Below are 18,939 nucleotides of genomic sequence, written 5' to 3'. Positions count from 1 at the left end.
CCTTCTCATCGGGGAAGGACAGTATTTCACGGACTGTTCATTGGTCCGATGGATTGAGACAAGACAAATGGGTTTAGTAGTTGCGGGCCGCCGAGGCATTCACTGTGGCACGCGAAGACCCGGAGGCAGCGCGACGTGGAAGTGGGCGTCAGACACCGTAACGTCGTCGTTGTCGGGGTCCGACCACGGCAATGCTGTTAGGCGGCAACGCATTAGCAGGCATTAGGGACGGTTGAAAACCAGAACGGAGTGCGCCGGTGGAACGGCAATCCCCAAGCGTTCGGTGGCCGCTTCGCGCGGTGCCGGCCGAGTTGGTTCGGCGTTACGTGGAATTCGGTTGGTGGGACTCGCGCAGCTTGGGCGAGTTCGTTGATGCGGGGCTGCGTGAGGCGCAGCGGCTACCCTTCGTTGTTCATTCAAAGCTGAGACCTTGGCGAGGAACCATCGGCGAAGTGGCCGCGGCGGCGCGGTCGTTCGCTGGTTGGTTGGTCCGGCGTGGCATCGGGCCGGGCCACGTCGTCGTGATGCAACTGCCGAATTGGGTGGAGGCCGCCGTCGTGTTCTGGGGTGCTGCCTACGCGGGGGCGGTGATCGTGCCCGTCGTGCACTTCTACGGGAACAAGGAACTCGACCACATACTACGCGACTGCGCTCCGTCGCTGTTGATCACGCCTGACCGGTTTGGGCGTGTCGATTATTGCGGCAACCTTGCCGGTCTGGTCGCCGACCTCGAGTTGCCGTGGGCGATCGTCGCGGATTCGGATTCTGCGCTGCCGACAGGGGCGTTCGCGTTCGACTGCGCGCTGGACTGCGAGCCGTTATCTGAACCCGTCGCGGTCGGGGCCGATTTGCCCGCGATGATCGCGTTCACCTCCGGTACCACTCGTGCCCCGAAGGGTGTCATCCACTCGCACCGCAGCATCGGTTTCGAGGCACGTCAATGCGCACGCATCTTCGCAGTTGTCGGACCCCCGCCCCTCACCGGAGCGCCTGTCGGACACTTCATGGGCATGCTCGGCGCGTTCTTGAACTCGCTGGTGCGCGGCGTGCCCATCAATCTGCTCGATGTGTGGGACCCGGCGGAGGTGTTGCGGCTGATGATCGCCGAGGATGTAAGCGTCACAGGAGGGGCGCCGTACTTCCTCACCAGTGTGCTCGAGCACCCCGATTTCACAGCAGCCCATCTTTCCCACCTGCCCGCGGCGGGACTCGGCGGGGCGCCGGTCCCGGTGGCCTTCGCGCGCCGGCTGGCCGCGCTGGGCATCGAGGTGATCCGTAGCTATGGCAGCTCGGAGCATCCCACCATCACCGGGTGTGAATTCAGCGAGCCCGAAGAAAAGCGGCTGACCACCGACGGCCATCCGTTGCCCGGGGTCGAAATCAGGCTGGATGAACAGGGTCAGATCTTCAGCCGGGGCCCGGATCTTTTCCTCGGCTACACCGATTCTTCCCTCACCGCAGAGGTTTTCGATGACGAGGGATGGTATCGCACCGGTGACGTAGGCGTCCTCGACGCCGACGGCTATCTAACGATTACCGACCGGATCTCTGATGTGATCATCCGCGGTGGTGAAAACATCTCGGCCCAGGAAGTCGAGGAGTTGCTGCTGGGACTCCCCGCGGTTGCCGAGGTCGCTGTGGTGGCCGAACCAGATGACCGGTTCGGTGAACGCGCCGTCGCGGTGGTCAGGGTCCTCGACGACAACCGCGGACCGCACCTCGAGGACGTTCGCAGACACCTGGCTTCCGCCGGACTGGCGCGACAGAAATGGCCCGAGTCGGTGCGAATCGTGACCGCATTCCCCCGCACCCCTTCGGGCAAGATCCAAAAGTTCAAGCTGCGCGCACAACTTCGCCAGGGGAGGCTTGACGACGAAACCCTGTGATACCCGGATATGCCGTCGCGCGGCAGACATACATGCTCTGCGCAAACGTGGTTGGTCGATCTCGGCGATCGCTGCAATACCGGGGACTCTGATGTCGACAGTCTCACCATGGATGCGTCAGCCCTGCATGAAACCGCCGGCGTCCACGGGTATCGACTGGCCTGTGATCGTGCGGCTTTCATCGCTGGCAAGGAACAGTGCCGTGTTGGCGATGTCTTCCGGCGAGGAGATGTCGTGCAGGGCAACACCCTTCAATAACTGTGCCCGACGTGCTTCGTAATCGATGCCCTGTTCGGCTGCGGTTCGCTTGACCCAGTTGCGCCACAGGTCTGTGTCGATCCCGCCAGGCACGATGCAGTTGCAGCGGATGCCGTACTCGCCGACTTCCAGCGCAACCGTTTTGGTGAACGCCCGCAGTGACGCCTTCGCCGTGACGTAGTGGGTCTTGCGTGGCACGCCTTGATAACCCGCGATGGAGGAGAAATTCAGAATGACGCCCGAACGCCGTTGCAGCATGGAACGTTTCAGAACCTCACGGGTACACAGCATCGCCGCGGTGACATCGATCGCGATGGTGGAGTTCCAGTTCTCGAGTGTCTGTTCCCAGATGTACAGATCCTTACCAGGGGCAGCCGCGTTGTTGCACATGATGTCGACGTGACCGAACTCGTCGATCGCTCGGGTGACCATTGCCGCGACGTCGTCCTCACGGGTGACGTCGGCACGCATGGCGATCGCGCCAGTGCCGGCGGCAATGGCCGCCTGTTGGACCAGCTCTTCGCGGCGCGCGGTCAGCAGTACGCGTGCGCCTTCGCGGACGAACATCTGCGCCATGACGGGACCAAGCCCGGTGCTGGCCCCAGTGATGATCGCGACCTTCCCCGCGAGTCGGCCGCCAGGTCCGTCGCTCATTTGGCGGCTTCGGCGAACAACTCGGTCAGGCTGTCGGCGAAGAACTCTCGGCCAGCTCCGGTCTCGTCGAGGAGGCGGTTCGTGCGCCGCTGCACTCGCCAGCCGGAGTCGCCCCGCGTGAGGTCCCAGCGGACCGCACTGACGCGCCACAGGTAAAAGCGGTCGCCTTCACGCCGCATGACCATCGAGTAACTGAGCGCAGTGGCGGTGTCATCACCGAGTTCGATCAGGAGGGGGCCGGTGAAGTGGGCTACGCCGGCAGCGATCAGGCTTTGGTGAGCGTCGCCCTGCAGCATCCGATCAACTCCGGCACTGCCTTGAAAGGCAGTGCCGTTGGCGTCCCAGTCGTACTCGCCGTCGCTGGACCATAACTGGCCCGCGAACCTGGTCAGCCCGGCGTCAGCGGCAGGGCCGTACGACATGACGAGCCGGGTGATCGCCGACTCGTCCTCGAGCCGACGTAGCCGCTTGTTCAGTTCGGTGAGGTCGTCGTCATGAGCCATGTTGGTACCTGTTCCTCCTTGGGATTTGAGATTCGTGGCCTGGCTTGCAACGCATCGGGCTGCCGCCGCACTCGGAGCGGACAGGATCACGGCTTGTAGTGGATTTAATCATCCATGGATGTCGCACGACTCCTGGTGCCCGGGGGCTACTTGTTCTCGGGGAAGCCCAGATTGATGCCGCCGTGGCTGGGGTCGAGCCAGCGTTGGGTGATGGCCTTCTGGCGGGTGAAGAACTGTACGCCGTCCATGCCGTGGGCGTGGCTGTCCCCGAATAGCGAGGCCTTCCAGCCGCCGAAGCTGAAGTATGCCATGGGAACCGGGATCGGCACGTTGATGCCGACCATGCCGACCTCGACTTCGTTCTGAAACCGCCGGGCCGCGCCGCCGTCGTTGGTGAAGATGGCGGTGCCGTTTCCGTACGGGTTGGAGTTGATCAACCCGAGCGCTTGGTCGTAGGTCTCCACCCGTAGCACCGACAGCACCGGGCCGAAGATCTCGTCGGTGTAGACGCTCATCTCCGGCGTGACGTTGTCCAGTAGGGTCGGCCCGAGCCAGAAGCCGCCGTCCTGACCGTTGGCCTCGATCCTGCGGCCATCGATGACGACCTTGGCGCCGTCGGCTTCGCCTGCATCGATGTAGGAAGCTACTTTGTCACGATGAGCCTTGGTCACCAGTGGACCCATGTCGGAATCCTTTGTGCCGTCGCCTGTTTTGATGGTGCGCGCCCGCGCGCTGATTTTGGCTACCAGGTCGTCCGCGATCGGGCCGACGGCCACGCACGCGCTGATGGCCATGCAACGCTCACCGGCGGAACCGAAGCCGGCATTGACCATCGCATCGGCAGCGAGATCCAGATCTGCGTCGGGAAGAATCACGGCGTGGTTCTTGGCGCCGCCGAGGGCCTGTACGCGCTTGCCCGCCGCGGTGCCAGTGGAGTAGACGTACTGGGCGATCGGGGTTGAGCCCACGAACGACACCGACTTGATTTTCGCGTTCGTCAGGAGCTCGTCGACGGCGGTCTTGTCGCCCTGCAGGACGTTGAATACCCCGTCGGGTAGGCCGGCTTCCTTCCACAGGTTGGCCAGCCACAGCGAGGCGCTCGGATCCTTCTCGGAGGGTTTGAGCACCACGGTGTTGCCGGTGGCGATCGCGATGGGGAAGAACCACATCGGAACCATGGCCGGGAAGTTGAACGGCGAGATGATGCCAACCGGACCGAGCGGCTGACGGATCGAGTAGACGTCGACGTTGGTTGAGGCGTTTTCGGTGAACCCGCCTTTGAGCAGATGCGGTATGCCGCAGGAGAACTCGACGACTTCCTGGCCGCGCGACACTTCACCGAGCGCGTCGGAGACGACCTTGCCGTGCTCGCTGGTGATGATCTCGGCTAGTTCTCCCTTGTGCTCGTTGAGCAACTCGCGGAAGGCGAACAGGATCTGCGTGCGCTTGGCCAGCGAGGTGTCGCGCCACGCCGGGAACGCCGCAGCCGCCGCGTTGATGACGGCGCGGGCGTCCTCGACGCTGGCCAGCGCCACCTCGCCAGTCACCTGTCCCGTCGCTGGGTTGGTCACCAGTGCAGTGGCGCCGTTGGCTCCGGCGAAGAAGTCGTTGTTCAGCCAGTGTCGGATCTTGTTCACCACCGCGCCATACCTTTCCAGAGTCTCTAGAGCGGGCCTTCGATTGGCCCACCTCAAGTCCAAGCGTGGCCAATCGCGCCGTTACATCTCGTATTCATCAAGGTAAATCACCATCGCGATGCCGGAGAGCGAGCGCCGCTCCTTCCGCTCGTCCGATGTCCGCCTGCGCGGACTGATGACACTGCTGCGCGATGATCCGCGCATGCAGCGCTTCGCCAAAACCGAACTCGTCCATCCGTTAGTGCCCCCGCGCGACCCAGTCGTCGTAGTGCACGATCTCGTCACCAATGGTGGTGGTGCCCCCATGTCCGGTGTAGACGACGGTCGTGCCCGGCAATGTGCCGAGTCGGCCGGAGATCGACTCCAGGATGGTCGGAAAGTCTGAAAACGATCGACCCGTGGCGCCAGGGCCGCCGTTGAACAGCGTGTCGCCGCTGAACACGGCGCCGAGGTCTGGTGCGTACCAGCAGACCGAACCCGGCGAGTGGCCCGGCGTGTGCAGTGCGCGGACTTCGACGTCACCCGCGGTAAGCACAGCGTCATCGCCGATGGTACGGAAGTCCTTGTCAGGGTGCGTCATTCGTCACAGCATCGCGTCTGCTGGGTGAAGGAACACGGGCGCGTCGAGCGCCTCGCCGAGCTCGGGTGCGACGGTGATGTGGTCGTTGTGGCCGTGCGTGCAGATGACGGCGACAACGTTGCGGCCGCACACCGCCTCGATAATCGGGTCAGCAGTGTGTGCGGCATCGAACACGATGACGTCGGAATCGTCACCTACGATCCAGATGTTATTGTCGACGTCCCAACTGCCGCCGTCGAGTTCGAACGTGCCGCTGGTGACGAGTCGTTGGATTCCGGCCACTAGAGAATCACCACCGAGCGCAGCACCTCACCGGCGTGCATCTTGTGGAAGGCGTCCTCGATGTCTTCCAGCCCGATGCGCTCGGAGACGAATTTCTCCAGCGGCAGCCGGCCCTGGCGGTAGAGGCTGATGAGGGTGGGGAAGTCTCGTTCGGGTAGGCAGTCGCCGTACCACGACGACTTCAGCGAGCCGCCGCGGGAGAAGAAGTCGACCAACGGCATCTCCAACGTCATGTCTGGGGTCGGAACACCAACCAGCACAAGGGTTCCGGCAAGATCGCGGGCGTAGAACGCCTGCTTCCAGGTCTCGGGCCGACCGACTGCGTCGATGACGACGTCGGCACCGTTGCCATCGGTGAGGTCTTGAATGGTGTCGACAACGTCGAAGTCGCGGGCGTTGATGGTGTGGGTGGCGCCGAACGCGCGTGCCCATTCGAGCTTCTTGTTGTCCATGTCGACGGCGATGATCTTCTTGGCGCCGACCAGTGCGGCTCCCGCGATGGCCGCATCACCGACGCCGCCGCAGCCGATGACGGCCACGGTGTCGTCTCGGTTGACCGCGCCGGTGTTGATCGCCGCGCCGATGCCGGCCATCACGCCGCAGCCCAGCAGGCCTGTGACCGCCGCGTCGGCCTCGGGATCGACTTTGGTGCACTGCCCCTCGTGTACCAGGGTCTTGTCGGCGAAGGCGCCGATCCCCAGCGCGGGGCTGAGCTCGGTCCCGTCGGTCAACGTCATCTTCTGGGTGGCGTTGAATGTGTCGAAGCACAGGTGCGGGCGCCCGCGTTTGCAGGCCCGGCACTGTCCGCACACCGCGCGCCAGTTCAGAATGACGAAGTCGCCTGCCTCGACCGCAGTTACGCCGGCGCCGACCGACTCCACGGTGCCTGCGGCCTCGTGGCCAAGCAGGAACGGGTACTCGTCGTTGATCCCGCCTTCGCGGTAGGTCAAGTCGGTGTGGCACACGCCGCACGCAATGACCTTCACGACGACTTCACCGGGACCCGGATGGGGGATCACCACGTCGACGATCTCGACCGGCTGTTTCTTGGACCGCGAAATCACCCCACGTACCGTCTGCGCCATCACAAACTTCCTTTCCTGACGCCGTCCGCTCAAATGCCCTGAGTGACCGCCCGGTCGCGTGGCCGTATCTCGAGCGACTCCCCGAGTTTGAGCCGTCTAACCCACCATCAACGGACCGCGGAGCCCAACCGGTCGCCGATGATTTGCTCGGCTTCGGCGACGATGCGCGTTACGACCTGACCCGCCGGGGGAATGTCCTCGATCAAGCCCATCGCCGTACCGATCCACCAGACGCCGGCTTCCAGGTCGCCGGTCTCATAGACCTTCACGCCGCGCTTTCCGGCGACTAGGTGCGCGATGTCCTCGAATTGCCCTCCGCTGTTCAAGATCTCGACCACCTCGCGTGATATCGAGTTGCTCGCTACGCGGCCGGTATTGCGTAACGTGCGGAAAATCAACTCCGTGTCCAGTTCGTTCCCCGCGACGATGGCCTCCTTGACGTTCTGGTGAATCGGTGACTCGACCGTGCACATGAATCGGGATCCCATGTTGATACCGTCCGCGCCCAAGGCAAGCGCCGCGACGAGCCCGCGTCCGTCCGCGAAGCCGCCGGACGCGATCATCGGAATCTCGATCACCTTGGCCGCGGCGGGGATCAGCACCAGACCGGGGATGTCGTCTTCGCCTGGGTGTCCGGCGCACTCGAAGCCGTCGATGCTGATGCCATCAACGCCAAGATCCTGAGCTTTCGCGGCGTGGCGCACCGAGGTGCACTTGTGCAGGACCTTGATGCCGTTGTCGTGGAAGATCGGCAGGTGGGGAGCCGGATTAGCGCCAGCGGTTTCGACGATCGTTATTCCGGCGTCGACAATGACCTGCCGGTATTCCTCATATGGCGGCGGGTCGATCGTCGGCAGAATGGTCAGATTCACCCCGAAGGGCTTGTCGGTAAGGTCGCGGGTCCGTGCGATCTCGTTGGCCAGATCCGCGGGGGTTGGCTGGGTCAGCGCGGTGATCAGCCCCAGACCACCTGCCTCCGACACCGCGGCAGCTAGTTCCGCGCGACTCACCCACTGCATTCCGCCCTGTACGACGGGCGCCTCGATACCGAACGATTCGGTGAACTTGGTTCTGATCAACTGGCTCAGTCCTTTTCGCGGGCCCGGCGAGTCGATGTCCAACCGGCTCTACGACTCGCCGCAAACCCCTCGCGACCACCAGCCACCGGCCAGTTCGGTGTGCGCTTCTCGAGGAACGCACTAAACGCCTCGATCTGCTCGGCCGTCCCCATGGAGGCCCAATAGCCTGACACGTCCACCGGTGGGAGCGCACGAGCCATCTCGCGTTTCATCGCAGTACGAGCTGCCGGGCCTGTCTTGCGCACTCGATCCAGCAGTGCGGCAGTCTCTTCCGCGAGCGAATCGTGCGGCACCACTTTGCCGACCAGTCCCAATCGCTCCGCTTCGGCTGCGTCGATCCATTCGTTGCCGTAGATGAGGTGATTCGCCCGCAGGGTGCCGATGCGCTGCGGAATCCGAGCGGCGACGAACGCCTCGTAAACACCGCGCGTCAGGTCCGGCACACGGAGCCGAGCACGATCGGAGGCGATCACCAGATCGGCGTACAGCGACATCACCAGGCCACCGCCGAGTGCCATTCCGTTGATGGCGCATACGACGATCTTCGGGATCTTGCCCAGCGTCTCAAAGGGCGTCGCGTCGTAGGCTTCGGTGAACATGTCCCAACGCCGCTGTGGATTGTTGTCCGCCCCCATGTCGCCGCCGGTGCAGAACGCGTCGCCGGTGCCGGTGATCACGAGGAAGTTCAACGCTGGCTCGTCGGCCACGATCATCGCGGCCCGCTTGATCCCGTGATAGCCGTCGACAGTCACGGCGTTACGCTTCTCGGGCCGGTCGATGGTTACGGTCAACACATCACCGTCGATCCGGCCGGACAGTTCCGCGGCCTGCAAGTCGACCTCGCTGGGCAATTCGGTCATGAGATCACCGCAATCAGCGTGCCGACGTCGTAGGTTCCGCCCGCTTCGACTTTCCAGGCCACCACGCCCGACGTGGGCGCCTCAATGCCCATCTCCACCTTGTCCGTGGCCAACGAGTACAGCAGATCACCCTCACTCACCGCCGCGCCGTCCTCGACGTGGAATTCGGTCACCTCCGCTTCGGTGATCGCGTCACCGGGCTTGGGTAGTCGAACGTCGGTCACGCGGTCCTCCTGATCGCCTGCAGCAGTTGGGCGGCTCCCGGCCGGCAGGCGACCTCGAGAGTGGCGGCGCGCGGCACCGGGGTGTACGTGCCGGCGACGCGCTGAATCGGGGCGCTGAGGACCCCGAACAGTTCGGTACCCACGGCCGCGGCGATCTCGGCGCCAGGACCGCAGAACCCGACCGACTCGTGCGCGACGACCAGCCGGGTCGTCGCGCGCACCGAGGCCAGCACCGTCGGAAGATCCAGCGGCACCAGCGTGCGCAAATCCACCACTTCGACCGAGATCCCGTCGGCCACAGCCTGTTCCGCCGCTTCAAGGGCGGCGTGCACCATGACACCGTAAGTCACGACGGTGACGTCGGAGCCGGCCCGCTTCACGTCGGCCTGGCCGAGCGGAATGACGTAGTCGGCCACCGGCACCGGGCCCCTTCCGCCGCCGTAGTAGAGCTTCATGGACTCGATGAACAGGCAAGGGTCCTCGTCGGTGAGACACGCGTTGAGCAATCCGGCGGCGTCGGCCGAGGTGCTGGGCCACACAACCTTCAGCCCGGGCGTGTGCATCGCCCACGCCTCGAAGGCCTGCGAGTGTTGCGGTCCGGCAGCGGTTCCCACCATCGTCCGGATCACCATCGGCGCGCTCCGGCGGCCGCCCGACATGTACCGGATCTTCGCGGCGTGGTTGGCGATCTGATCCATGGCCACACCCAGGAAGTCCATGAACATCAACTCGGCGACCGGTCTCAGCCCGCCGAGGGAGGCCCCGACCGCGGCTCCGATGATGGACGACTCGGCGATGGGAGTGTCGAGGACGCGATCCTCACCGTACTTGGCCGACAGGCCCGCGGTGATCTTGAACATGCCGCCGCCGGACGGGTCGCCGATGTCCTCGCCGAGCAGCACGATCGAGTCGTCGGCCGCCATGGCGCGGTCCAGGGTGCGGTTGATCGCCTGCACCAAACCGAGGTTTTCGGTCTCGCCGTCGGGCAGCTCGAAGCGGGGTTGGTCGGCGTCGGACACCGCGGACCCGTTGGCGGCGAACACGTCTCGGGTCAGTTCCTCGAGGTCGGTCGGGGTGGACGCAACGGCGGCCGCGAACGCGGCGTCTAATTCCGCGACGACTTGGGCGTCGATCGCGTCCAGGTCGGCGCCCGCAGCCGCGCCCTGATCGATCAGGCGCTGACGGAAGCGCGCGAACGGCGGGTCCGCGCGCTTGGCGGCGAGCTCGTCTTGGTCCGCGTAAGCCATCGCGTCGCCGAAGTAGTGGCCCTGCAGCCGGTAGGCCACGGCTTCGACGAACGTGGGGCCCTGCTTGCTTCGCGCACGGTCGGCCGCCGCCGCGACTGCCTCGTACACCGCATGCGGATCGGTGCCGTCGACGGTCACTCCCGGCATGCCATAGCCGTGCGCGCGGTCCGACAACCGTTCTGAACGGGTGTACCGATCGAATGCGGTGCCTTCGGCCCAGGAGTTGTTCTGACAGAAGAAGATCACCGGCAACGACCACAGCGCCGCCATGTTCATGGCCTCGTGGACGAAGCCGATGCTGGTGGCACCGTCACCGAAGCTGACGAGCACCACTTGTCCAGTGTTGCGGCGCTCGGCGGCCAGCGCGATTCCGTTCGCGATCAGCGGCCCCGCGCCGACGATTCCGGTGGTCCAGGCGATCCCGTGCTGCGGGTCGTGAATGCCCATGGCACCGGCCTTGCCCTTGGACAGCCCGTCCCGGCGGCCTAGCAGTTCGGCGAAATATCGGCGAAGATCAACGCCCTTGGCCAACACGTCACCCAATCCGCGGTACGTCGTGACGAGCTGATCGTCCTCGGACAGCGCCAGCATCGCCCCGGCCGACATTGCTTCCTGGCCTTCCACCGGCCAATAGCTCATCGCGGCCTCACCTGAGGACAGCGCTTTGCGAACACGCATATCGCCGTGATGAACCCTGCTCATCAGCCGGTATAGGTCCAGCGCGCGATCACGATCAAGCGACGTTTCATTCTGCAGTTGAATTGACATTTACACTCCTCGGCATCCGGCCGAAACTATACATTATGACTTTTTTTGTTCGATCGTATTGGGGGGATCCTCCGCGGACCGAGGACATGCTGCGTTGGCGGACGCTCGACGGCCCTTACCACGCGGAGTGCAACGGGCGAGGCGCTGTGCGACGTCACTGCCGACCCGCCGGGCACAGCCAGACACCAACCGTGCCCTCGGCTTGCCGAGGTGACGACGCCCTAGATCCGACGGTCGGTAGGAACGGCAGCGACATCACGTAACATGAAGCATCAGCGGTGAGGCCGCAACGCGTGCCCCAACAGGCAAGGAGCGTCATGACGACCCCAAATGTGCCGACGGAAGTTGACGACGACGACTTCGACAGGCGCGATCAGATCTTGGAAGCTGCTCTGCTCTGCTTCGCGCAGCTGGGCATCCAGCGCACGAGCATTCAAGACGTCGCGCGCATGGCCCGTGTTGCGCGGGGCACCGTCTACCGCTATTTCGATGACCGGAAGATGCTCATCGAGGCAGCCATAAGGCTGGGTGGACAACAGTACTATCGCACCGTCGCCGCCGCGATGGCCGACAAGCGCACCCTGTCCGAGCAGCTGGGTGCAATGGCCGAGGCGCAGGCGTCGATCCTGCTGGATCACCGCACCCGCAACCGGTTGATGGCCGATGACGCCGAGTTCATGCACTACATGATCTCCGACGGCGACGCGGTGGTTGGTCGGACGACCGAGTTTCTGGTGCCTTACGTCCGCGAAGGTCAGAAACGAGGTGAGGTTGCACCCGAAGTTGACGTCATAGCTGCCAGCGAGTGGCTTGCCCGGATAATGCACTCCCTATCTACTGTCCATGAGGGTCAGACGTTCGATATTTCCAGGCCCGAGTCAGTAGGAAAGTATGTCGAGACGTTCGCGGTCAACGGCCTTCGCTAAGCCCCCTGATTTGGGGGGCTGCTCGCGCGAATTCGTCCACGCAATGCCCGTCTGCGGGTAAGCGTTTCGACGCCCTCGCGGCGCATCGAGGAGTCCTCGGTAGACGACTCCGGCTCCCAGAACCAGGGCGCGCCGGGTGCAGCGGTGCCAGCGTCGGGTCGCGCCAGATCACCGCGCGCGTACCATAAGACACTCCTACGAACGTCTGTCATGGTCCCCTCAACCGGCAAGGAGCGCAATGGTGACCTCACGTGCGACGTCGGAAGTGGTCGAGCAGGATGACCCCGACCGGCGCGCTCAGATCTTGGAGGCCGCCAATCAGTGCTTCTCACAGTTGGGCATTCAGCGCACCAGTGTTCAAGACGTCGCACGCATGGCCGGTGTTTCGCGCGGCACCGTCTATCGTTACTTCGAAGATCGAAACGTGCTTATTGACGCGGCCATCTGGTTCGGAGCGCAAAGGTTTTACCAGCAGGTCGCCGCTGCGATGGCGAAAGAGTCCACGCTGGCCACGAAGGTGGGCGCGATGGCCGAGACGCACGCGACGATTCTCTTGGGTCACCGCACCCGCAACCGGTTGATGGCCGATGACGCCGAACTGATGCGTCACTTGATCGCCGACGGAGACGCGGCGGTGCGTCGCTCCACAGAGTTCTTGCTGCCTTACGTCCGCGACGCGCAGAAACGAGGCGAGGTCGGCAAGCGGGTCGATGCCCTGGCCGCCAGCGAGTGGCTGGCTCGCGTGATCTATTCACTTTCGACCGTGTACCAGGCGCAAAGTTTCGACATGTCGAAGCCAGCCACGGTGCGCAAGTACGTCGAGAAGTTCGCGGTGAACGGCCTGCGTTGACGCTGACTCACACATTTCTGGTCAGCTGAACAATTTTTGGTCTACTGTTCTTCGCGAGACAGCAGCGGTTCCATCGCTGCCGAGTCGCACAGATCGGGAGACCATGGCAGAAATCTGGCGAGAAGCGCGAATATTGATCGACGGGCGACTAGTCACCGCCTCTAGCGGGCAGACATTCGACAACGTGAACCCGGCGACGGAGAACGTCATCGGTCCCGCGGCGGACGGCACCGCGAGCGACATGGACGACGCGATCGCCGCGGCTCGACGTGCATTCGACGACACGGATTGGTCGCAGTCGCACGAATTCCGCGTGCGCTGTATCCGGCAGTTGCACGACGCCCTCGTCAAGCGCGCCGACGACCTGCGGGCTACCACGATCGCCGAGGTCGGATGCCCGCTCACACTCACCTACGGTCCGCAGTTGGACGCACCGGTTTCCGGCCTAGCGTGGGTGGCCGACCTCGCCGAGCGTTATGAATGGGAAACGAGCCTCGGCATCGCCGAGCCGTTTGGGATGAAGACCCTCCGCACCGTGCGGCGGGAGCCCGTCGGTGTCGTCGGCGCGATCACACCGTGGAACTACCCCGTCCAGATCAACCTGGCCAAGGTGGTGCCCGCACTTGCGGCCGGCAACACCGTCGTGCTGAAGCCCGCGCCGGACACGCCATTCGGGGCCACATTGCTCGGCCAGTTGATCGCAGAGCACACGGACATTCCCGCCGGCGTGGTGAACGTCGTCACCTCGGCGGATCACGCTGTCGGCCAACAGCTTTGTGAAGATCCGCGGGTGGACATGATCTCATTCACGGGATCTACCGCTACGGGTACACGCATCATGACGGCGGCCGCACCGACGATCAAGAAGGTGTTCCTCGAGCTGGGCGGCAAGTCCGCGCTCATCGCTCTCAACGATGCCGATATCGACTCGGTGATCACGAACGCGGCTTTTGCCACCACGACGCACGCCGGACAGGGATGTGCCAACACCACCCGACTGTTGTTGCCGCGTGCACAGTATCGCGAGGGGGTCGAGAAGTTGACCGAGACGCTCCGAGGATGGCCGTGCGGAGATCCCACCGATCCCTCGATACTCATGGGTCCGCTCATCCGTGAGGAGCAGCGTCAACGCGTACTCGGGTACATCAACAAGGGAGTCGACGAGGGCGCCACGATCGCATTGGGTGGCGGGGTACCCGCGCAGCTACCGACCGGCTACTACGTCGAACCGACGGTTCTTGCGGATGTGGAGCCGAATTCCACTGTGGCGCAGGATGAGATCTTCGGACCTGTCATCGTGGCCATCCCGCACGACGGCGACGACCACGCGGTGGAGATCGCCAACAACTCCCGATACGGCCTGTCCGGGGCGGTGTTCAGCGCGTCAGACGAGCGCGCACTTGCGGTCGCGAATCGGATGCGCACCGGCACTGTCAACGTCAACGGCGGAGTGTTCTACGGCGTCGACGTGCCCTTCGGCGGCTACAAGCAGAGCGGAATCGGGCGCGAGATGGGGGTCGCGGGGTTCGAGGAGTACCTCGAGATCAAGTCGATCGCGATCGGAGCGTGATGAGCGATCGCACGCTGGCCGGTAAGCGCATCGTCGTCGTGGGCGCCTCCGCCGGCATCGGAAGAGCGTTCGCCACCCGAGCCATCGGCGACGGCGCGCGACTCGTTTTGGTGGCCCGTCGCGAGCTGCCCCCCGACGTGCTGGCCGGCGCAGTCGCCGCCACGTCGTTGTCTGCCGATATACGCAACCCCGCAGACTGCGCTCGCGTCGGCCGAACTGCGGCGGACGAACTTGGCGAAGTGGATCTGATTTTGATCACCGCTGCCTATGCTCCGTTGAAGCCGTTCGCCGCGATGGACGCTGACGACTGGGTTAAAGTGCTGACCACCAACGTGATTGGGGTGCACCAGCTCATTCAGGCCCACCTTGCGGTGTTGGCGCCGTCCGCGATCGTCGCCGTGCTGTCGTCGGACTCGGTGCGCCATCCGCACCGCGCCCTGGGCGCGTATTCCGCCAGCAAGGCCGCGATGGAGCGCAGCCTGGTCGCCTGGCGGCTGGAACACCCCGGGCTGCGGTTCAGCTGTGTAGAGATCGGGGCGACCGTTCCCACCGACTTCGTGTCCGAGTTCGACCCCGAGCTCCTCGGGGTCGCTGCCGGCGAGTGGATCTCCCGCGGCCTGGTGCCGGCGACGCACATGACCCCCGAGGGGGTGGCCGACACCATGGCCGGTGTCTACGCCAGCGCGCTGGAAAACCCGGACGTCGGGGTGGACCACCTCACGCTCAGATCGCCCGCTCCGCCGATGAGCGTATGAGCATTTCGCTGTTGTTGGAGATGGCGCAGGCGACGGCCCTGGCGGTCAGCGGTGAGGCCGCGCTGGTTTCCGGTGACTTGCGGCTCTCCGTGGACGAACTGAGCACGCTCGCCGACGGAGGCGCCGGTGTGATCGCGGCCTGCGGTGCCCGCCACGTCGCCTACGTGGGAGGCGGCGGGGCGATGCTGCCGCTGCTGCTGTTCGCCTCGGCGCGCGCCGCGATCCCGGTCACCCCACTCAATTACCGGCTTTCGGTCGACGGACTGCGCACCCTGATCGGGCGGCTGCCCGACGCCCTGGTGATCGTCGACGATGACTACCGCGACGCGGTCAGCGACGCCGGTGTAGCGGCCATGTCATCGGCCGAGTTCCTGGCCGCCGCCCGGATCGCCAAACCGGCTGCCGAATTCGCCGACCCCGACGCCGTGGCGGTGGTGCTATTCACCTCAGGCACCACCTCGGCACCCAAAGCCGTTGAGCTGACCCACAACAACCTGACCAGCTACATCACCGGCACCGTCGAGTTCGACTCCGCCGAACCCGGCGACGCCGCGCTCATCTGCGTGCCGCCCTACCACATCGCCGGGGTGTCGGCGGCTCTGTCGAACCTCTACGCGGGCCGCAAGACGGTCTACCTCACCGCATTCGACGCCGCCGAATGGGTGCGCCTGGTCGACACCGAAGCCGTCACCTCGGCCACCGTCGTGCCGACCATGCTCGACCGCATCGTCACCGTCCTGCAGACCACGGCGACGACGCTGCCGACGCTGCGCACACTGGCCTACGGTGGCTCCAAAGTCGCGCTGCCGCTTGTCCGTAAGGCCCTCGAGCTGTTGCCCGACGTCGGCTTCGTCAACGCCTACGGCCTCACCGAAACCTCATCCACCATCGCCGTGTTGGGCCCCGAGGACCACCGTAGCGCGCTGGCTTCCAGCGATCCGGGCGTGCAACGCCGCCTCGGCTCCGTCGGGCAACCCGTGCCCACGATCGAAGTGCAAATCCGCGCCGAGGACGGCACCATCCTCGGACCCGACCAACCCGGCGAACTGTTCGTACGCGGCGAGCAGGTGTCGGGCCGTTACACCGGCATCGGGTCCGTGCTCGACGAGCAGGGTTGGTTTCCCACCAAGGACGTCGCCTACCTCGATGCCGAGGGCTACTTGTTCATCGGCGGACGCTCCGACGACACCATCATCCGCGGCGGGGAGAACATCGCCCCAGCGGAGATCGAAGACGTGCTCGTCGAGCACCCGCACGTGCGCGACTGCGCGGTGATCGGCGCCGACGATCCCGAGTGGGGCCAGATCATCGTCGCGGTCGTCGTGCCCGCGCCGGGCACCGAACCCGAGGTCGAGGACCTACGCGGTTTCGTGCGCGGACAGCTGCGGGGTTCGCGCACGCCCGACAAGGTGGTGTTCCGCACCGAACTGCCCACCAACGCAACGGGAAAGGTGCTGCGCCGCGAACTCGTCAACGAGCTCAACGCCAGTGATGTCCAGTAAGGAGTCAGCATAGTCACGAACGGCACCGGCCTCCGAAGCCAAGTCTGGGACACCCAGGTCCGCCTCGGCGAATCAACCCACGAGTCACTGACCCTTGATGACGCCTTCGCCAGCTGCACCTTGATGGGCAAGCGCTACCGCGACGGCGACGGTACTGAAGTGCTCGTCACCAGAGCAGGGAAGGGCTCACGAAGGATCGGCACCACACCGGCAGGAATCGAGGAAGCCAAGCCACTACCCGCCAGCGACTGCCACGATTAATCGAAAGGAGACGAATATGGCGCCTGCACAAGTGGAGTCGGCATGGCCGTCTTACCCCGACTACCGGATCGACATTTCCGTTGCTCCATTCACCGGCCAGGTGTGGGCGGGTGAGGTCCTGGTGGCCGAAAGCGACAAATGCCTCGTCGTGACCGAGACGGACCATGTGGACCGTCTGTACTTTCCTGAAGAGGCGGTTGATTGGAACCTCTTCACCGACTCGGCAACGACGACCGTATGCCCCTTCAAGGGGGAAGCGACCTACTGGAACCTGACCGGTACCGAATCGGTCGAGCCGGACGTGGTGTGGACGTACCGAACTCCGCTTGCCGAGGTCGCACCGATTCGCGGACATGTGTCGTTCTACGACACAGCCTTTCGGGTCGTAGCGGTCGACCGTTGGCCGGATGGGACCGCCGTTTCACTGACATTCCCGCTGTGGGGTGATGCTGCCGAGCTCGTTCGGCTGATCGACGTCGCGCCCACCGGTGATCACCGCTTCACCGGACCGGCCCACGGACCGACGCAGCGCGACGTCGTGGAGGGCGGTCAGCTCGTGGCGCAGGCGGTTGTCGCGGTTTCGAAGACGCTGCCGGACCAACGTGTGACGTCGGTGTCGATGACGTTCATCAAAGCCGCGTCGTTCACCGCGCCCGTGGAGGTCGACGTCGACGTACTGCGCCGGGGTCGCACGTTCTCGACTGCAGAAGTCCGCATCAGCCAACGCGGCGTGCTGCGCAGTGCCGGGATCCTGTTGGCCGACAGCGGCGCCGAGGACGTGATGCGCCATGGGCCGCCGATGCCCGTGGTGCCCGGGCCGGATGCCGCTGTTTCGTTCGCCGGGTTCGGGATGACCGGACGCGAGATCCGCGTGGTGAACGCTGCCTACGATCCGGATCCCCAACGAGTGGACCCGCCGTTCATCCAGTCGTGGGTGCGATTTCGCGATGCGCCCGGCGAAGCGCACCTCAACCGGGCGCTTCTCGCCCAGTCCACGACGCACTGGACGATCGCCGCGGGGATGCTACCGCACAAAGGATTTGGCGAGGCCGAGGCGCATCGCACCCTTTCGACGGGCATCATGAAGGCGACGATCGCCTTTCACTATGACGTCGACGTCTCTGACTGGCTGCTGTACTCCAACCATGCATTCTGGTCGGGGCGTGGTCTGGTGCAAGGTGACGGACGCGTCTACACCCGCGACGGCCGACTCGCGGCGTCCTACAGCGTTCAGGCCATGGTGCGGGGCTTCAACCGATCACCGCAGGAGATGGGTCACGACAGTCGCACGGCGATGTAGCCGCAGCCGCGACAGCCAGCCGGTCGTCGGGCGCTGCAGGTCGCGTGGCGGGGAGAGCGGTGAATGAAGCCCTTCCGATCGCACTGCGTCCTCAGTCGAATTCCATCAGTAAGTGGGTGAGCCGCAATTCGGCGAGCTGCCAACGCCCGTCCAACCGGACCCAGCGATCGCGGTAGTGACCGTAGGCCGTCAACGACGTTCCGTTCGCCCACTTGACCCGTTCCTGCACCGCCCAGATGACCCACGCCTCATCGCCGGCCAGATCGACCTCCGGAGCGTGCACTTGGTGCACGGTGATCGCGTCGCTCACGGCCGCCCGCACCGATGCGAGGACCTCGTCGCGGCCCGAGATGGGCACCGACGCTGGATCGTCGGCGCTGAGATCGACCACGACGTCAATTGTGAGCAGGTCAGCCAGACCCGCCCAGTCCTTGGTGTCCATCATCCGGCAGTAGCGGGCCTTGGCCTGTGCGAGTTCGGCGAGGGCAAGCAGGTCGGCGCCCGCTGTCGATGTGTCAGTCATGCGATGTAGCGCTCCTAACCGTAGACGTGGTGGGCCGACGTTTGGACCGCCGGCTCATTGATGGCGATAACGCGCGGAATAGTCCCGGACCAAGGCATGAGTCACAAACCCGATGCTGAACGGGCACAACAGACTTCGTCGTCGACGTTGCGCTATCCCGACAGGGTGGAGTTGCCGTTGGCAGCGAAC

General features: G+C 64.7%; 18 protein-coding genes and 1 pseudogene. 8 read left to right on the top strand and 11 right to left on the bottom strand.

Going from position 1 to position 18,939, the window contains the following annotated elements:
• The first annotated feature begins 452 nt into the window (after nucleotides 1–452).
• Nucleotides 453–1,886, top strand: coding sequence for an AMP-binding protein (locus tag N415_RS09705; protein ID WP_343203456.1), 1,434 nt, complete (start codon nucleotides 453–455; stop codon nucleotides 1,884–1,886).
• Nucleotides 1,887–2,003: 117 nt separating this feature from the next.
• Here the strand turns inward: N415_RS09705 and N415_RS09700 are convergent, their stop codons facing one another.
• From N415_RS09700 to N415_RS09660, 10 genes and pseudogenes are all read right to left on the bottom strand, one after another.
• The gene (locus N415_RS09700; RefSeq protein ID WP_068180215.1) at nucleotides 2,004–2,798 is read right to left on the bottom strand and encodes an SDR family oxidoreductase; all 795 of its coding nucleotides are present in this window, start codon (nucleotides 2,796–2,798) and stop codon (nucleotides 2,004–2,006) included.
• Nucleotides 2,795–3,301 carry a nuclear transport factor 2 family protein gene (locus N415_RS09695; protein ID WP_068180214.1) on the bottom strand — a complete coding sequence of 169 codons (507 nt, stop codon included), beginning with the start codon at nucleotides 3,299–3,301 and terminating at the stop codon, nucleotides 2,795–2,797. The genes N415_RS09700 and N415_RS09695 overlap by 4 nt, the downstream gene beginning before the upstream one ends.
• Before the next feature lie 146 nt (nucleotides 3,302–3,447).
• A complete protein-coding gene (locus tag N415_RS09690) occupies nucleotides 3,448–4,941 on the bottom strand; it encodes a CoA-acylating methylmalonate-semialdehyde dehydrogenase (RefSeq protein WP_068180211.1) in 1,494 nt (497 codons plus the stop codon).
• Between the two features lie 94 nt (nucleotides 4,942–5,035).
• A complete protein-coding gene (locus N415_RS32220; protein ID WP_193376422.1) occupies nucleotides 5,036–5,173 on the bottom strand; it encodes a hypothetical protein in 138 nt (45 codons plus the stop codon).
• Nucleotides 5,174–5,176: 3 nt separating this feature from the next.
• Nucleotides 5,177–5,800: pseudogene (locus N415_RS09685) on the bottom strand (MBL fold metallo-hydrolase).
• Nucleotides 5,800–6,885, bottom strand: a complete 1,086-nt coding sequence (locus tag N415_RS09680; RefSeq protein ID WP_068180208.1) for an S-(hydroxymethyl)mycothiol dehydrogenase — start codon at nucleotides 6,883–6,885, stop codon at nucleotides 5,800–5,802. Before N415_RS09680 ends, N415_RS09685 begins: the two are co-directional and overlap by 1 nt.
• A 107-nt stretch (nucleotides 6,886–6,992) precedes the next feature.
• Entirely contained in the window at nucleotides 6,993–7,964 is a 972-nt protein-coding gene (locus N415_RS09675; protein WP_068180205.1) for a nitronate monooxygenase family protein, read from the bottom strand.
• Nucleotides 7,965–7,969: 5 nt separating this feature from the next.
• A complete protein-coding gene (locus N415_RS09670) occupies nucleotides 7,970–8,824 on the bottom strand; it encodes an enoyl-CoA hydratase/isomerase family protein (RefSeq protein WP_068180202.1) in 855 nt (284 codons plus the stop codon).
• Nucleotides 8,821–9,048, bottom strand: a complete 228-nt coding sequence (locus N415_RS09665; protein WP_068180200.1) for a lipoyl domain-containing protein — start codon at nucleotides 9,046–9,048, stop codon at nucleotides 8,821–8,823. The genes N415_RS09670 and N415_RS09665 overlap by 4 nt, the downstream gene beginning before the upstream one ends.
• Complete coding sequence (locus tag N415_RS09660; protein ID WP_068180197.1) at nucleotides 9,045–11,063, bottom strand: dehydrogenase E1 component subunit alpha/beta; 2,019 nt, start codon at nucleotides 11,061–11,063, stop codon at nucleotides 9,045–9,047. Before N415_RS09660 ends, N415_RS09665 begins: the two co-directional genes overlap by 4 nt.
• A gap of 317 nt (nucleotides 11,064–11,380) precedes the next feature.
• Here N415_RS09660 and N415_RS09655 point away from each other — a divergent pair, with 317 nt between their 5' ends.
• The 7 genes from N415_RS09655 (at nucleotide 11,381) to N415_RS09630 (ending at nucleotide 18,227) form a co-directional block, all read left to right on the top strand.
• Nucleotides 11,381–11,989 carry a TetR/AcrR family transcriptional regulator gene (locus N415_RS09655; RefSeq protein WP_068180348.1) on the top strand — a complete coding sequence of 203 codons (609 nt, stop codon included), beginning with the start codon at nucleotides 11,381–11,383 and terminating at the stop codon, nucleotides 11,987–11,989.
• A gap of 238 nt (nucleotides 11,990–12,227) precedes the next feature.
• Nucleotides 12,228–12,839, top strand: coding sequence for a TetR/AcrR family transcriptional regulator (locus tag N415_RS09650; RefSeq protein WP_068180194.1), 612 nt, complete (start codon nucleotides 12,228–12,230; stop codon nucleotides 12,837–12,839).
• A gap of 103 nt (nucleotides 12,840–12,942) precedes the next feature.
• Nucleotides 12,943–14,409 (top strand): aldehyde dehydrogenase, encoded by a 1,467-nt coding sequence (locus N415_RS09645; RefSeq protein ID WP_068180192.1) that lies wholly within the window; start codon nucleotides 12,943–12,945, stop codon nucleotides 14,407–14,409.
• On the top strand, nucleotides 14,409–15,164 hold the full coding sequence (locus N415_RS09640; RefSeq protein ID WP_068180189.1) for an SDR family oxidoreductase: 756 nt from the start codon (nucleotides 14,409–14,411) through the stop codon (nucleotides 15,162–15,164). Before N415_RS09645 ends, N415_RS09640 begins: the two co-directional genes overlap by 1 nt.
• Nucleotides 15,161–16,666, top strand: a complete 1,506-nt coding sequence (locus N415_RS09635) for a fatty acid--CoA ligase family protein (protein ID WP_068180187.1) — start codon at nucleotides 15,161–15,163, stop codon at nucleotides 16,664–16,666. Before N415_RS09640 ends, N415_RS09635 begins: the two co-directional genes overlap by 4 nt.
• A 9-nt stretch (nucleotides 16,667–16,675) precedes the next feature.
• Nucleotides 16,676–16,927: a hypothetical protein gene (locus tag N415_RS32610; protein ID WP_081665150.1), complete on the top strand. Its 252-nt coding sequence runs from the start codon at nucleotides 16,676–16,678 to the stop codon at nucleotides 16,925–16,927.
• A 16-nt stretch (nucleotides 16,928–16,943) separates the two neighbouring features.
• Nucleotides 16,944–18,227, top strand: a complete 1,284-nt coding sequence (locus N415_RS09630; protein ID WP_081665149.1) for a DUF427 domain-containing protein — start codon at nucleotides 16,944–16,946, stop codon at nucleotides 18,225–18,227.
• A 91-nt stretch (nucleotides 18,228–18,318) separates the two neighbouring features.
• Here the strand turns inward: N415_RS09630 and N415_RS09625 are convergent, their stop codons facing one another.
• Nucleotides 18,319–18,750, bottom strand: coding sequence for a nuclear transport factor 2 family protein (locus tag N415_RS09625; protein ID WP_068180184.1), 432 nt, complete (start codon nucleotides 18,748–18,750; stop codon nucleotides 18,319–18,321).
• Nucleotides 18,751–18,939: the final 189 nt, after the last annotated feature.

Source organism: Mycobacterium sp. UM_CSW (assembly GCF_000455205.1).
GTDB lineage: Bacteria > Actinomycetota > Actinomycetes > Mycobacteriales > Mycobacteriaceae > Mycobacterium.
The sequence above is the reverse complement of the archived record's forward strand: the minus strand, read 5'-3'. Positions and strand labels throughout refer to the sequence as shown.

Coding starts and splice junctions, on each gene's coding strand:
- N415_RS09700 (WP_068180215.1), bottom strand. CDS start 2,798: ATGAGCGACGGACCTGGCGGCCGACTCGCGGGGAAGGTCGCGATCATC.
- N415_RS09695 (WP_068180214.1), bottom strand. CDS start 3,301: ATGGCTCATGACGACGACCTCACCGAACTGAACAAGCGGCTACGTCGG.
- N415_RS32220 (WP_193376422.1), bottom strand. CDS start 5,173: ATGGACGAGTTCGGTTTTGGCGAAGCGCTGCATGCGCGGATCATCGCG.
- N415_RS09680 (WP_068180208.1), bottom strand. CDS start 6,885: ATGGCGCAGACGGTACGTGGGGTGATTTCGCGGTCCAAGAAACAGCCG.
- N415_RS09670 (WP_068180202.1), bottom strand. CDS start 8,824: ATGACCGAATTGCCCAGCGAGGTCGACTTGCAGGCCGCGGAACTGTCC.
- N415_RS09660 (WP_068180197.1), bottom strand. CDS start 11,063: ATGTCAATTCAACTGCAGAATGAAACGTCGCTTGATCGTGATCGCGCG.
- N415_RS09655 (WP_068180348.1), top strand. CDS start 11,381: ATGACGACCCCAAATGTGCCGACGGAAGTTGACGACGACGACTTCGAC.
- N415_RS09650 (WP_068180194.1), top strand. CDS start 12,228: ATGGTGACCTCACGTGCGACGTCGGAAGTGGTCGAGCAGGATGACCCC.
- N415_RS09645 (WP_068180192.1), top strand. CDS start 12,943: ATGGCAGAAATCTGGCGAGAAGCGCGAATATTGATCGACGGGCGACTA.
- N415_RS09640 (WP_068180189.1), top strand. CDS start 14,409: ATGAGCGATCGCACGCTGGCCGGTAAGCGCATCGTCGTCGTGGGCGCC.
- N415_RS09635 (WP_068180187.1), top strand. CDS start 15,161: ATGAGCATTTCGCTGTTGTTGGAGATGGCGCAGGCGACGGCCCTGGCG.
- N415_RS09630 (WP_081665149.1), top strand. CDS start 16,944: ATGGCGCCTGCACAAGTGGAGTCGGCATGGCCGTCTTACCCCGACTAC.
- N415_RS09625 (WP_068180184.1), bottom strand. CDS start 18,750: ATGACTGACACATCGACAGCGGGCGCCGACCTGCTTGCCCTCGCCGAA.